At 65.7% G+C, this 13,439-nt stretch carries 8 protein-coding genes and 1 riboswitch; of the genes, 2 read left to right on the forward strand and 6 right to left on the reverse strand.

What is annotated here, in order from left to right; translation table 11 throughout:
* Positions 1–6 precede the first annotated feature (6 nt).
* Both ACIPUB_RS17445 and ACIPUB_RS17450 read right to left on the reverse strand, forming a co-directional pair.
* On the reverse strand, positions 7–753 hold the full coding sequence (locus ACIPUB_RS17445) for a hypothetical protein (protein ID WP_264268857.1): 747 nt from the start codon (positions 751–753) through the stop codon (positions 7–9).
* Positions 754–780: 27 nt separating this feature from the next.
* Positions 781–1,530, reverse strand: coding sequence for a DUF5058 family protein (locus ACIPUB_RS17450; protein WP_407608531.1), 750 nt, complete (start codon positions 1,528–1,530; stop codon positions 781–783).
* Between the two features lie 172 nt (positions 1,531–1,702).
* A riboswitch (glycine riboswitch) is annotated at positions 1,703–1,793 on the reverse strand.
* Between the two features lie 346 nt (positions 1,794–2,139).
* Here ACIPUB_RS17450 and ACIPUB_RS17455 point away from each other — a divergent pair.
* Together ACIPUB_RS17455 and ACIPUB_RS17460 are read left to right on the forward strand one after the other, a co-directional pair.
* Positions 2,140–2,505, forward strand: a complete 366-nt coding sequence (locus ACIPUB_RS17455; RefSeq protein ID WP_407608532.1) for a nuclear transport factor 2 family protein — start codon at positions 2,140–2,142, stop codon at positions 2,503–2,505.
* Positions 2,506–2,631: 126 nt separating this feature from the next.
* On the forward strand, positions 2,632–8,988 hold the full coding sequence (locus ACIPUB_RS17460) for a DUF4011 domain-containing protein (RefSeq protein ID WP_407608533.1): 6,357 nt from the start codon (positions 2,632–2,634) through the stop codon (positions 8,986–8,988).
* A 129-nt stretch (positions 8,989–9,117) separates the two neighbouring features.
* Here the strand turns inward: ACIPUB_RS17460 and ACIPUB_RS17465 are convergent, their stop codons facing one another.
* Genes ACIPUB_RS17465 through ACIPUB_RS17480 form a run of 4 tightly spaced genes read right to left on the reverse strand, consistent with a single transcriptional unit; the run spans position 9,118 to position 13,281 of the window.
* Positions 9,118–9,393, reverse strand: a complete 276-nt coding sequence (locus ACIPUB_RS17465; RefSeq protein WP_407608534.1) for an HPr family phosphocarrier protein — start codon at positions 9,391–9,393, stop codon at positions 9,118–9,120.
* Between the two features lie 56 nt (positions 9,394–9,449).
* The gene (locus ACIPUB_RS17470) at positions 9,450–11,531 is read right to left on the reverse strand and encodes a fructose-specific PTS transporter subunit EIIC (protein WP_407608535.1); all 2,082 of its coding nucleotides are present in this window, start codon (positions 11,529–11,531) and stop codon (positions 9,450–9,452) included.
* On the reverse strand, positions 11,528–12,508 hold the full coding sequence (locus ACIPUB_RS17475; RefSeq protein ID WP_407608536.1) for a 1-phosphofructokinase family hexose kinase: 981 nt from the start codon (positions 12,506–12,508) through the stop codon (positions 11,528–11,530). The genes ACIPUB_RS17470 and ACIPUB_RS17475 overlap by 4 nt, the downstream gene beginning before the upstream one ends.
* Positions 12,505–13,281, reverse strand: a complete 777-nt coding sequence (locus ACIPUB_RS17480; RefSeq protein WP_407608537.1) for a DeoR/GlpR family DNA-binding transcription regulator — start codon at positions 13,279–13,281, stop codon at positions 12,505–12,507. The genes ACIPUB_RS17475 and ACIPUB_RS17480 overlap by 4 nt, the downstream gene beginning before the upstream one ends.
* Between the last annotated feature and the right edge of the window lie 158 nt (positions 13,282–13,439).

Here is a 13,439-nt window from a genome sequence, read left to right on the forward strand (position 1 = left end):
TCCCGGTCAGTAAACCGGACCCTCGGGCCTGGCCTCCAGCGGCACGTCCTCCGGAGTCCCCAGGGTCTTGCGGTCGCGCAGCACCCAGGCGAGCACGGCGGTGGCAATCACGGCAACGGCGGTGGCGAACAGGTTCATCCCGGGAATCAACGGGACCAATACGAAGATCACCACAGCCGATACGGCCAAGGCGATCACCGCGGAGCGCGGTGCCTTCTGACTCACGATGGCCTGAATGATTACGGCGCCCAACACGGTGGGCAGGATGTACAGCTGGACGGTCTGCACGATATCGGTGGGAATCACACTGACCAGCCACGTTCCCAGCAGGCCCACGAAGATGAACAGCGAAGTCAGGTGGACTGCAGCCGCACCGCAAATGGCGGCAACCGCGGCCAGCTCACCCTTGCGGGTGCCCGGCTTCACCCCGATGGTCGATTGCGCGATCATGGCAGCAGGAAGGAGCTTATTGGAAATGTTGCCGATCATGAACGCCTGGTACATCGAGGAGGCGCCAAGGATCGGGAAGTAGGTCAACGGCTCCACAATCCAGATCACGCCGAAGACGGCGGCCAGCGCGGCGAAGGCCGTCAGGACGGAGGAAAGCTCGATGTCCAACCCGGAAAAGAAGACCAGGTAGGTCGGGGCCGCCAGGGAGAGGATGAGGCCGATGATCATAGTGATCCGGCCCCAGCGGGAGGTGGTTTTGTCGAAGGCGCTGAGCGCCTGGTGCAGTTCTGCTGTCTTACTCATCATGTGCTCCTGAAATTCTCGGCTGCGCTAAACGCGGGTTGCTGCGTAGGTGATGGTGAGGGCCAGGATGATGGCTATGCCCAAGGCCCATTCCTTGATCCACGGCTTGTTCACCCGTTTGGCGATGACCATCAGGACGGTCATGATCGCCGCCGAGGACAGGAATGCAACCACATGGATCCACGACTTGGGCAGTTCGGCCATGCCCAGAACCATGAATGCGGCCATCATTGCGGCACCGGGGACCACCAGCATGATGGCGGGGTTGACCTTGCGCAGTGCCGAGTCGCCGCGCTTGAGCAGCGGGGTGAAGATGAGGGTGGCGATCATCCACATGGCACCGCCGAGGCTCATCGCGGCCAGGGCCAGGCCGAAGACGGCCTGGGTGTAGGTGGGGCCACCGAGTTCGGCTCCCACGGTTTTGGCGGAGATTGCGGCAGCGGCGGTTTCGTAGGACACCGACCCGATCAGGCCGATGCGCACGAGCACGGCAGGTGTGCCGAAGATCGTCAGCAGTGCGACGGCGACCAAGACCACGGCCAGCGAGGGACCCAAGGCGGAGATGGCGCCGGCTCGGAAGCTGGTCTTGAGTTCTGCCTGCGTCATTCCGATATGAGGCGCGGCGATGCGGGCGGCCTTCATGTAGATGATGCTCTGGACGATGATGACCAGGAAGACGCCAATGGCGCAGGCCCAGAGGATCGGCGAGTTGGCAACGGCGAGGATATCCGTGGAGTTGTTGTCCACAACTGCGGGCAATATGGCAGGTACGTGCATGGGGGAGTTCTACCGTTCATCGAAGGGTTCAGTGCGGTGATTGCTGGCCATTGATGATGCCGGTTGCCACCGTGCCCGCTCTGTCCTGAACCTGAAAGTGAAACCAGTGCCCCATGGCACTGGTGTGCTTCGTCGGTGAGCCACCTGTCCCGGCGGCTGCTCTCCAGAGTTTCCTCACGCGGCTGTTCCTGGTACCTGAGAGATTGCGGGTGCTTGCCCCTTCGGTGCCCGAGTGGTGTCCGGGACTCTCCAGCCGCGCGTGATCGGAAGACTATTCAGTTGTCGGCGGCTGCTTTACCGCTTGGGACCACAATACTTGACGTGGGTCACAGTGACTCTTTTGTGTCACGACCGAACGGTCATGAATATGTGTTTCCGATCCGGAGCCGGACGGTGTAGGGGCCTGAGAGCGTGGCCGGTCCCCAACCAAGCTCCCGTATCGAATGGAACTCGGGCTGACAAGTGTTCCCTCGTGATGCGTTGGTGGATACCCTTTGACAGTCGGCATCCCTTCTTACCCTGGCCCCCCATGTTGCCGAGTGGCCGAAGCACACGCACGGGCCGATTGCCCACCAAAGCGCCACACACGGAATCACGGAGGTTTCATACATGTCTGCCAACAAGGAAACCGTCAGGAAGTACATCGACGGATTCAACAAGTCGGATCATGCCCAGATCCTGTCGTGCCTGACCGACGACATTGAATGGACGGTCTTTGGCCACTTCCGGCTCAGCGGCAAGGATGCCTACGACCAGGCGATCGAAAGCCCCGACTTCAGTGGGCCGCCGGTACTGGAAATAGTGCGCTTGGTCGAAGAGGGCGACGTGGTGATGGCCGAACTGTCCGGCGAGGCGCACCGGGCCAACGGCGAGATCATGCGCATGGCCATGGGAGAGGTATTCGTGATGCGCGATGCCTTGATCGCCGAACGCCGCGCCTTCGTCATCGAACTGACCGAGAGCGAGTACAAATAGACGCCGGTCCTTGTTGATCCCACGCCGCGTGACCCGCAGGTCACCGCGCATCTGGGATAGGTTCTTAGGAGGGCAACGGCAGCCGTGTTCGGGTGGCCGGGCGACGACTACGGGATGGGTAACTGGATGAGACTGCGGGAATTCGTCGGTGCGGGACTGGACATCGTCTCGGGTGCATTGACTCCATTCATCGCCGATCTTCTTGCCCGACAGAACCAGGCGGCCGGCTGGACCGGGCTGCTCGGTCGGCTCGACGATGCCCTGGGATCCGCAGCTTCGTCCGACCCCAAATTGTCCATTCAACTCGACCGGCTGATCGCCGCGCCCGGCACCGTGGATCACCTGATCGAACTTTCGCCTCAGCAACATCGGTTGGCCCTTGAATTGCGGGATCTGGGCAAGGCGTGGGAACACGGGGCAGGGTTTGGCGCCGACACCGTCCAGCGGGGCCTGCAGGCCTGCTCGGAGTTCCTGCGGTCCCTGGAGCTGGAGCACCCGGCACGGCGCGTGGAGGACCTGGCCGCTGCCGCGGCACACCGAGTCGATGATCCTGACGCACTGGAGGACGCCGATTCCGATTCGGGAACGAGCGGGAACGGCGGGCCCCTCCGGGTCGAGTTCGCACACAGCCCATCGGTCAACTACGCCACGGCCTACACCCATGCCCGCATCCTCGAACGGGTGGTGCTCGAGAACCGCGGCGAGCAGCCTCGAAGGGTACTCGTGACTGCGGTGGTGATGAGCGCCAACCTGCCGGTCTCCGCGGTGGCAAAGCACAGCCTGGACTTGCCGCCCGGAGTGAGCACGCTCCACGACCTGGACGTGGTGTTGGATCCGGCGACCTTCGCCCGGATCGATACCCGCAGTCCGGGAAAACTCATCGTGCGGGTGGCCGAAAACGGAAAATTGGTCGCCGAGGCATCCGGCGAGGTCGAACTACTGCCGGCAAGTTATTGGCCGGGTTCAGGAACCCAGGCCAACGCCGAGCTGCTGGCCGCGTTCGTGCAACCACAGCACCCGCTGCTCGCAGAGATCCTCTCCGAAGCCGGGGACCTGTTCCGCATGCGCACCGGCAACGAAACCCACGACGCCCGCCAGGGCGGTGCGGAGCGGGTGGACCAATCCGTCGAGTGCATTTTCGAGGTGCTGTGCGCCCGCGGCATCCGTTTCGGCAATCCCTCGGCACATTGGGATCTGGCGGATCTCGGGGGAAAGTACATCCGCGGCGCCCAGGAAATCCTCACCGAACGGATCGGGAGTGCCCTGGACACCACGCTGCTGATGTCCGCGCTGCTCGAGCGCGTGTCCATCAACTCCGTGGTTTGGTTGGCGAAAGGCGATGCGTTCCTGGCCTATTGGCGCACCCCGGACGGTGCGCTGCCCAGCAGCAGTCTCGATGCAGAAGGTGCCCGCGCGCTGGTGAACTTGGTCGACGCCGACCACCTGCGCATCGTGGAGACCACCGCAATCACCACCGACAGGCGTTCGTCCAATGCGGAGGCCTCGGCCGCGACCAAGGAAAAATACGCGGGGCCTTCCGCCGCGGCAGAGACGCTGGCCTACGCCATTGACATCCGGCAAGCCCGGCGCAGCGGCATCAACCCGCTTCCGGCACACGGAGTCTCGGAGTTCGGCAAACCCATGGTCGTGGAGTACCGGGCGGCCCGGTCCGACACCCTCGAACGCTTCTTCAAGGAAAAGTCCGAACGGCGGATTTCCGCCCCTTCCTCAACGGGCAAGACGGCGCCGCCGCGCATCTCCGCGTGGAAGAACGGGCTGCTGGATCTTTCGCTGCGCAATCGCCTGCTGAATTTTACCGAGCGCTCGCGCCTTCCGCTGGCGATCCCCGACTCCGTGGTGGCCGGCCTCGAGGACCTGGTCAACAACGGCAGGTCCATCGAGTTGCTGCCCGCGGACGAGATCGGCGCGCTCGAGGAGCAACGCTACAAATCCGGGACGCTGCTGCCGGTCGAGCGCCGGATCGAGCTGCTGCTATCCCGCGGCAGGGCCTACACCCGGCTCGACGCCGGAGCCTATCTCTCACGGCTTCGCCGCCTGGCCAGCCAGGCCAAGAGGATCGTCGACGAGAGCGGCGCCAACAACCTCTACCTGGCCCTGGGCTCACTGCACTGGTCAATGGACGGGCGCGCCCTGCGTTCCCCGTTGTTCTTGGTGCCGATCAACCTGCGGCCTGCAGGACGCGGCAAGCACTTCCGCATCGAAATCGACGAGACCGGTTCCTCCACCCCGAACTATTGCCTGAGCGAAAAACTGCACGAGCAATTCAACCTGCGCGTCCCGGGCTTCGAGGACCCGGCCCGAGATGATTCGGGGATCGACCTCGAAGCCGCACTAAGTGCGTTGCGCGATGGGCTGGCGGCCGCAGACCTTCCCTTCCATGTGGAGGGAACGGTGGACGTGGCGATCCTGCAATTTGCGAAGTTCAGGATGTGGCGCGACCTGGACGAGAACTGGGAAACCTTCATGTCAGCGCCACTGGTCAGGCACCTGGTGGATTCCCCGACCAATGAATTCAACGACCCGGCGGGCGCCGACGTCGCGGAGCCGACCGTTGACCTTGACCAATTGGCCGCCAAGCTCCCCGTCCCGGCGGATGCGTCCCAGCTGGAGGCTGTCGCCGCCGCGCACGCAGGGCGCACCTTCGTGCTCGAGGGTCCTCCCGGCACCGGCAAGTCCCAGACCATCACCAACCTGCTGGCGCACGCCATGGCCTCCGGGCAGCGGGTGCTCTTCGTTGCGGAGAAGCGGGCTGCACTCGAGGTGGTGAGCAAGCGCCTGAACGAGGTGGGGCTGGGCGAATTCGCCCTCGACCTCCATGACAAGGGTTCGTCCCCGAATGCGGTGCGCGCCCAGATCAAGGCCTCCCTTGACCACTTGGTCTTTGCCGACGAGGCGGGGATGGAATTGGCGACCAACGACCTGGCATCCTCCGTGCACCGGCTGGCCGGGTACGCGAGGGACCTGCACGCGAAAAACACGGCAGGTTATTCCGCCTACGGCGCGCACAACAGTGCCTTGTCCATGGACCCGTCCATCCCCGCACTGCCGATTCCCGAGCGCTTCGCCGCGCAGGCCGGGGAAGCGGAGGTCGGCGCGGTACGCGAAGCCCTGGTGGGGCTGGCCGAAACCGCCGAGCCGGCTCGCCCGCGGGATGAACACCCATGGGGATTTATCGGCGGACCGATCACCGGCGACCAACAGCTACCCCTGCGTGAAGCCGCCAGGGCACTCGATGCGGCCCTGGCGGGTACTGTGCAGCTGAGGAACGCCACCGACGTGGCTTCGCTCGTGGAATGCGCCCCGGTAGCCGAAGACCTGCGACGGCTGGGCCGGCTGCTGGAGGGCAAGGTCGCGGTTCCGGTCCTCGACGCGGCGGCCACGCCCGAATGGCAGTTGCGCAGCAAGGAATTGCTGACCGAAGCCACCTCGCTGGTCCAAGGCATGGGCTGGCTGACGGATGTCGTGGAGCCCTCCGTGCTGGAAATGGATCTTGCCCCGGTGCACGAGGCCGCCATGATTGCCAACAGGTTCGGGTTCCTGGGCCTGGGCCGGAAGAAGCGCCGCTTGCAGGTCATCGCCGAGCACTTCGGGGAACAATGGATTGGTACCGAGGAGCACGCGCAGCACCTCGTGGCCACGATCGAAGCCATGATCGAGACCCGGGCGCAGTGTGCGAAGCTCGTGGCGGGCCTGGGCGAACTTCCAGGAATAACCCTGGACGGGCACTGGAACCCCTTTGCCGAAGGGGACATCCAGGCGCTCGACCAGCAGCGCTCGAGTCTGGTGCAGCTGGCCGGACAGTTGTCGCAGTCCGGCGGTTCGGGCCGGGACACGGTCTACGCGGCATCCCTGCGCGCGGTCCTCGAGCGAGACGTACCTGCCGCACCGGCGCTCGCCGGCGAACTGGACTCGATTGCTTCAGCCTGGGACACGTTGCGCGAGACGATCCCGTCCGAACTTCGCACACCCTCGGCCTGGCCTGACACCGCTGGGTTCCTGGGCCGGTTCAAACGCACCACGGAAGACCGGGGAACCGGGCGCACTGCAGAGCTCGGGCTCGAACGCTGGATAGCATTTGTCACCACCCTGGAACCCCTGAAGGCCAACGGGCTGGAGGCCGCCTGGTTGCAACTTGCCAGCGGAAGCTTCGCGGCCGAGAACGCGCTGCGGGGATTCCTGCGCGGCACCGCCGAATCCGCGCTGGCCGAACGGTTGGCCACCCACGGGCTGGATGAATTCAGCGCCGACACCCAAACGCGCACCATCGCGCGATTCACCTCCTCATCCAGTCAGTTGCGCCAGCACGTGGCCAAGTCCCTGCCCGAACGCATCACCCAGCAGCGGACCGAGAAGTTGAAGGAATCCGAGAAGCGCGTGGGGGAGCTTGCCCGTCAGCTCGAACGCCGCCGGGGAGGGCTGAGCGTGCGCCAACTCATGGACTCCTACGGGGACCTGGTCACCACCATCCTGCCGTGCGTCTTGGTCAGCCCCGATTCCGCGGCTCGGTTCTTCCCGCCGCGGGCGGGTGAATTCGACATCGTGGTCTTTGACGAAGCCTCGCAGATCCGGGTCGCCGACGCGATCGGTGCCCTGGGCCGGGCCAAGTCAGCAGTGGTGGTGGGAGATTCCAAGCAGATGCCGCCGAGTTCCTTCGCCGAGGTCTCCATTGACGTCGGCGATGACCCGGAAGCGGAGCTGTTGGTTGCCGACGAGGAATCAATCCTCAGCGAATGCGTCATGGCTCGGGTGCAACGCCGCTGGCTGTCCTGGCACTACCGCAGCCAGGACGAATCGTTGATCGCCTTCAGCAACAAGCACTATTACGACGGCAAGCTCTCCTCCTTTCCGTCTCCGCGCAACGGTGCCGCGCACGCGGGCCACGACGGCTATGGCATTTCGCTGGTGCGGGTCGAGGGCACCTTCCACCGCAGCGGGGCCTCCGAGGTGCTGCGCACCAACCCGGTGGAGGCCCGAGCCATCGTTGCGGAGATCAAGGCCCGATTCGACGCCTCACCAACTGCCACGCCGTCCATCGGGGTGGTCACGTTCAATGCCCCGCAACGGGATTTGGTCGAGTCCCTGCTGCGCGATGAGCCGGACGAACGTCTCGGTGCCGCCCTCGATGCGGACGACGAGGGGTTGTTCGTGAAGAACCTGGAGAACGTGCAGGGCGACGAACGCGACGTGATCCTGTTTTCCACGGCCTTCAGCCCCAACGAGCGCGGACGGCTGCCGCTGAACTTCGGTCCGCTTAACAACGTTGGGGGCGAGCGTCGCCTGAACGTTGCCGTGACCCGCGCCCGTCGCCAGGTTGTGGTCTTCTCCAGTTTTGACCCGGCCGACCTGCGTGCCGAGGATTCCTCGGCCCTGGGCATCAAGCACTTGCGCGCCTACCTGGATCTGGCCGCGGAGGGAACCCACGCCCTGGGCAACGGGTCGGCCTCGGCCATCGCACGCGATCGGCACCGCGAACAGGTTGCAGCGGCGTTGAAGGAGCGCGGGCATGTGGTGGCCACGAACGTCGGGCTCTCCGATTTCAGGATCGATGCGACGGTGGCCGCCCCCGACCGTCCCGAGGAACCCCTGATGGCGATCCTGTTGGACAACGAGCCGTGGGCAGGTCGCAAGACGGTGGGGGACCGTGACGGTTTGCCGCAGGACGTCCTGCGCAACCTGCTCGGCTGGGAATCGGTGGTGCGGATCTGGCTGCCGGCGTGGCTGAAGGATGCGGAATCGGTTCTCGACTCCATCGACGGTGAACTGGAGAAGGCGGCGAAGGCGCGGTCGAACAGGGAAGCGGCACCGCGCACGGGTTCTGCGGAAAACGGCAAGGCCGAAGCCTCCGTCATTGCTGGCAAGGCCGTGCCGCAGGCGGCGTCCGAGCGGGAACAACGCAGCTATCCGGGCAAGGCCATACCCTTCAAGCCGTGGGTCTTCCGACAGGTCGGGAAGCTCAGCGAACTGGACGAGCTCAGGGGTGCCGCAGGCAAGAAGAAGGCGGCTGCCCTGTTGGCCGAGATCGTGGAAGCGGAGGGACCGATCCAGCGCAGCCGCCTGGCCAAGCTGGCCATCAACGCATACGGCTTGGGCAGGGTCTCGGCGGCCCGGGAAAAATCGATGCTGGCAGCGCTGGACAAGAAATCCCATTGCACCGACACGGACGGATATATCTGGCCGGCCAAGCAGGAGCCGGCCGGCTGGCTCGATTTCCGGACCGACTTCGGCGCGCACGATCTGAACATCGAGGACATCAGCCTCCGGGAGATCTCCAACCACATGTGTGCCCAGGCTTCGCTGGCCGCCGAATCCGGCGTCGACGAGCTCAAGCGCGAGACCATGAGGGTTCTGGGGTACGGGCGCATGACCGAGAAGGTCTCCGCACGTCTGCAACTTGGGCTGGAGCTGGCGGTGCGCGAGCAACGTCTCGAATCGGTGGCCGGCAGCATTCGTCCGGTGAAGTAGGTTCACCACCGGTCCACGTCGGCCAGGGCCAAAACGGCAAGCCCACGTCGTCGTTAAGACCAGCGTCCCGGGTGGGACTTCGAGACGAAGCCCCACCCGGGACGCTGTATTTACAGGGACTAACGAACCTTAGGCGTCGTGGTCCGTTTCCAGGATCGCGACCAGGGTTTCGAGCACCGAATCGGCACCGTCGCCTTCGGCGCGCAGCACGACCTTGGTTCCGTGCTCGGCGCCCAGGCCCATCAGCGAGAGGATGCTGGAGGCATCCATTGCGTCCTCTACGGGCTCACCCTCGCGAGCGATGGTGATCTCGAGGTCTTCGTTGCCGGCGGCCTCGGCGAAGATGGCTGCCGGGCGGGCGTGCAGGCCGACGCGGCTGGCGATGGTTGCGGTACGTTCTGCCATGGTGGCTCCTTGTGTTCTTGGTATCTCGGTCGTGGGACGTGAATGGATTGGGTCGCTTACGCGGCGACCTTGGCGGCTTCTTCGGCGGCAACCGTCTGCGGGACGGCCTTGCGAACGAACTTCTTCAGCACGATCACCACGATGGCGGAGACCACCGTTCCGACGAGCGTGGCAACCAGGAACATCGGCCAGGTGTTGTTCATGGCGAAGAAGACGAAGATGCCGCCGTGCGGTGCCTGGGACAGCACCTGGAAGCCCATGATCATTGCACCGGTGATACCGCCACCGACCAACGAGGCCGGGATGACACGCAGCGGGTCCGAGGCGGCGAACGGAATTGCGCCTTCGGAGATGAACGAGGCACCCAGCAGCCAGGCGGCCTTGCCGTTTTCGCGCTCGGCGGGGGTGAAGAGCCGCGGTGAGATGACAGTGGCCAGGGCCATGGCCAACGGAGGCACCATGCCGGCGGCCATGACCGCTGCCATGATCATCAGCGGTGCCGGGTTTTCGGCGATCGATCCGGCACCCAGGCCGGCCACGGCGAAGGAATAGGCGACCTTGTTGACCGGTCCGCCCAGGTCCACGGCCATCATGAGTCCCAGGATCAATCCCAGGGCCACGGCGGCGGTTCCCGTCATGCCCGAAAGCCAGCCGTTCAACCCCACGGTCAGTTGGGCGATCGGTCCGCCCAGGAGCAGGAACATCAACCCGGAGGCGATGATGGAGCCCAGCAACGGCACGATGACCACAGGCATCAGCCCTCGCAGCCAGCGCGGGACCTTCCAGGAGGTGATCCAGCGGGCGGCCAGTCCGGCGAGCACGCCGCCGACGATGCCGCCGAGGAAGCCGGCATCCATGAAGCCGGCGACGGCTCCCGCAGTGAAGCCCGGGGCAAGACCCGGCCGGTCGGCAAAGGCGTAAGCGATGTAACCCGCCAGCGCCGGGACCAGGAAGGCCATCGACAGGTTGCCGATCTTGAAGGCAACTGCGCCGATGTAGACACCGAGCGGACCGAACGGGGCACCGATCTGGGACACCACGTCGGTGCCGGGCAGGTTGAAGAGAGTGTTGGCGCCCAGGACGTCATCCACGACGTCGGTGATGGCGTAGCCGCCGAGCAGGAAGCCCAGGGCCATGAGCAGCCCGCCGCCGGCGACGAACGGGATCATGTAGGACACCCCGGTCAGCAGCGCGCGCTTGAGTCCTCCGCCGAAGGATTCCTTCGACGTGGAGTCGGAAGATTCCTCGGTACCGGTGCCTGCCGGGACGCGGCGGGCGTGCGGATCCTTGGAGGCGGCGATGGCGTCGTTGATGAGCTTGGCGGGTTCGTCGATGCCGCGTTTGACCGGGACCTGGATCAGCGGCTTGCCGGCAAATCGGGAGCGATCTCGCACATCCACGTCAACGGCGAAGATCACCGCGTCGGCCGCGTCGATGGTCGCCTTGGACAACGGGGTGGAGCCCGAGGAACCCTGCGTTTCCACGGCGAATTCGACGCCCATTTCCTCGGCGGTCTGGGCCAGGGAGTCGGCGGCCATGTAGGTGTGGGCGATGCCGGTGGGGCAGGCCGTGACGGCAATGATCCGGGGCTTGGCTTCGGCGGCTGGTGCTTCCCCGGCCGGGGCAGGATTTGCGGCTGGTGCCGCGGCCTCGGTTGCCGCAACGGCTGCAGCGGCGGCCGCCGGGTCATCGGAGAGCACCGCGGAAACCAGCTCCACGATCTCGTCTTCGCTGGTGGCGGCGCGCAGGGCGGCGGTGAAGGACTTCTTGACCAGCGCGCGGGCCAGCTTGGAGAGCAGCTTGAGGTGTGCCTGGTCGGCGCCTTCGGGTGCGGCAATGAAGAAGACCAGGTCGGCCGGGCCGTCCTTGGCTCCGAAGTCCACGGCCGGGGCCAGCCGGGCCATGGCCAGGGTTGGTTCGAGCACCGCGGTGGAGCGGCAATGCGGGATCGCGATGCCGCCTGGCACGCCGGTGGCGGTCTTGGCCTCGCGGGTCTTGCCGTCCGCGGCCAGCGCGTCGGCGTCGGTGGTGCGGCCGGCGGCCGCGACCATGGCGGCCAGGTGCTCGATGACCTCGGTGGTGCTGGCGCCCAGGTTGGCGTCGAGGCTGACAAGACCGCGATTAATGAGTTCGATCATGACATCGTCCTTGGGATCAGGGTCAGCTCTTCGACGCTCACGGCGTCGGGAGCCAGTTGGGTGGGAGTGGGAATTGCGGAGCCCGGAAGGGAAGCTGCCGCTGACCCGTAGGCCACGGCGCGGGCGAGCCGCCCGGGAGCGGTTTCACCCGTTTCATCTGCCAGAAGGTATCCGGCCAGTGCCGAATCTCCCGCGCCAACGGTGGAGCGCGGGGTGATCGGTGTGTGGGTTGCGTGCCAGGCACCGCCGGCGTTGACCAGAACCGCGCCATTGGCGCCAAGGGTGGCCAGCACGGTGCCGACCCCCCGGTCCAGCAACGCCCGGGCCGCCGCGGCGGTGGCGGTGGGCGAATCCTCGAAGGCATCGGCCGAGCCCTGGCCGGAGAGCTCGGCAAGTTCCTCGGCGTTGGGCTTGATGAGGTCCGGGAGCTGGTGCACGTGCGGCGCGAACAACGCCCGAAGCGGTGCCTCGGAGGTGTCCACGGCGATTTTCGGGGCAGCCTCGCCCAGGGTTTCGCGCACCGTGGCAACCAGGTCCGCGTAGAAGCTTGGGTCCGCGCCCGGCGGAAGCGAGCCGGCCAACACGAGCCACGAGGCGGAGCCGGAAACGTCCACGACGACGCGCACGATCTCCTCGAGCACCGCGGCGTTCAGAGCGGGGCCCTGTTCGTTGATCTTGGTGGTGGTGCCGTCGGGATCGGTGAGCGTGATGTTGGTGCGCAGCAGCGCGCCGATGTGCACCGAGCGGTGCTCGAGGTCATCGGCCACCAGCCGGCGCAGCAGCGGATCGGTTTCCGCGCCGGGCAGCACCGCGAGGGTCTTCACGCCCGCGTGGGCGATGGCGCGGGAGACGTTGACGCCCTTGCCGGCGGCCTGGGTGTGGCTGCCGAGGGAGCGCTGGACGCCTCCGTGGGCCAGCGGGGCACCGAGCTCGATGGTCGTATCCAGCGCCGGGTTCATGGTCAGGGTGACGATCATGCCAGCACCACCTCCACGTCCGCCGCCTCCAGGGCCGCGGCGAGTTCGCCGGTCGGTGCGGCGTCGGTGACCAGGGTGTCGATCGCATCGAGTTTCGCGAATTGCACGAGGGTGAGCCTTTCGAATTTGGAGGAGTCGGCCAGCACGACGACGCGTTGGGCGCTGGCGGCCATGGCGGTCTTGACCGTGGCTTCCATGGGGTCCGGGGTGCTGAGACCGAAGGTGGAATGCAGGGCGTTGGTGCCGAGGAACGCAATGTCGGCGCTGAGGCGGGAGAACTGTTCGACGGTTCCGGCGCCGGTGGCGGCGCTGGTCAATCCACGGACGCGGCCGCCGATGAGCTCCAGGGAGATCTGGGGGTTTGCGGCGATGCGCGCGGCAATGGGAAGTGCGTGGGTGATCACCAGCGAGGGGGTGTTGGCGGAGTTCTGCGCGATCAGCCCGGCCAGGATCTCGGTGCTGGTTCCCGCGTCGAGCATCACCGAGACGCCGTCGCCGGGCAGCAGCAGGTGGGCGGCCTTGGCAATGCGGGCTTTGGCCTCGGCGTGGATGGTGCTGCGTTCGCTGTGGCTTTCCTCCCGCGTGCTGGCGGCAAGGGTTGAGACCGCGCCGCCGTGGACGCGGCGCAGCGTGCCCTCGGACTCGAGCTGGGCCAAATCCCGCCGCACGGTCTCGCGGGTGATGTCGAAGCGTGCCGAGAGCTCGGCAACGGTGACCTTCCCGTTGCCGGCGATCATCTCGGTGATCAGGCGGTGCCGCTCTTCGGCAAACATTGCTTCCTCGCATCCAGTGACATGACACACATACATCTGTGTTTGAATGACTTTATGCCCGTTTGTGTGGCAACGTCAAGTGGTTTGCGCCGTAAATGTGGACTTGCCTGGCGATGGACTCACGATTCTCGCGGAACCGACGTGAGTGGGGTTCCGTT

The organism is Paeniglutamicibacter sp. ORCA_105 (genome assembly GCF_045798545.1).
In the GTDB taxonomy this organism is placed as follows: domain Bacteria; phylum Actinomycetota; class Actinomycetes; order Actinomycetales; family Micrococcaceae; genus Paeniglutamicibacter; species Paeniglutamicibacter sulfureus.

Coding starts and splice junctions, on each gene's coding strand:
- ACIPUB_RS17445 (WP_264268857.1), bottom strand. CDS start 753: ATGAGTAAGACAGCAGAACTGCACCAGGCGCTCAGCGCCTTCGACAAA.
- ACIPUB_RS17450 (WP_407608531.1), bottom strand. CDS start 1,530: ATGCACGTACCTGCCATATTGCCCGCAGTTGTGGACAACAACTCCACG.
- ACIPUB_RS17455 (WP_407608532.1), top strand. CDS start 2,140: ATGTCTGCCAACAAGGAAACCGTCAGGAAGTACATCGACGGATTCAAC.
- ACIPUB_RS17460 (WP_407608533.1), top strand. CDS start 2,632: ATGAGACTGCGGGAATTCGTCGGTGCGGGACTGGACATCGTCTCGGGT.
- ACIPUB_RS17465 (WP_407608534.1), bottom strand. CDS start 9,393: ATGGCAGAACGTACCGCAACCATCGCCAGCCGCGTCGGCCTGCACGCC.
- ACIPUB_RS17470 (WP_407608535.1), bottom strand. CDS start 11,531: ATGATCGAACTCATTAATCGCGGTCTTGTCAGCCTCGACGCCAACCTG.
- ACIPUB_RS17475 (WP_407608536.1), bottom strand. CDS start 12,508: ATGATCGTCACCCTGACCATGAACCCGGCGCTGGATACGACCATCGAG.
- ACIPUB_RS17480 (WP_407608537.1), bottom strand. CDS start 13,281: ATGTTTGCCGAAGAGCGGCACCGCCTGATCACCGAGATGATCGCCGGC.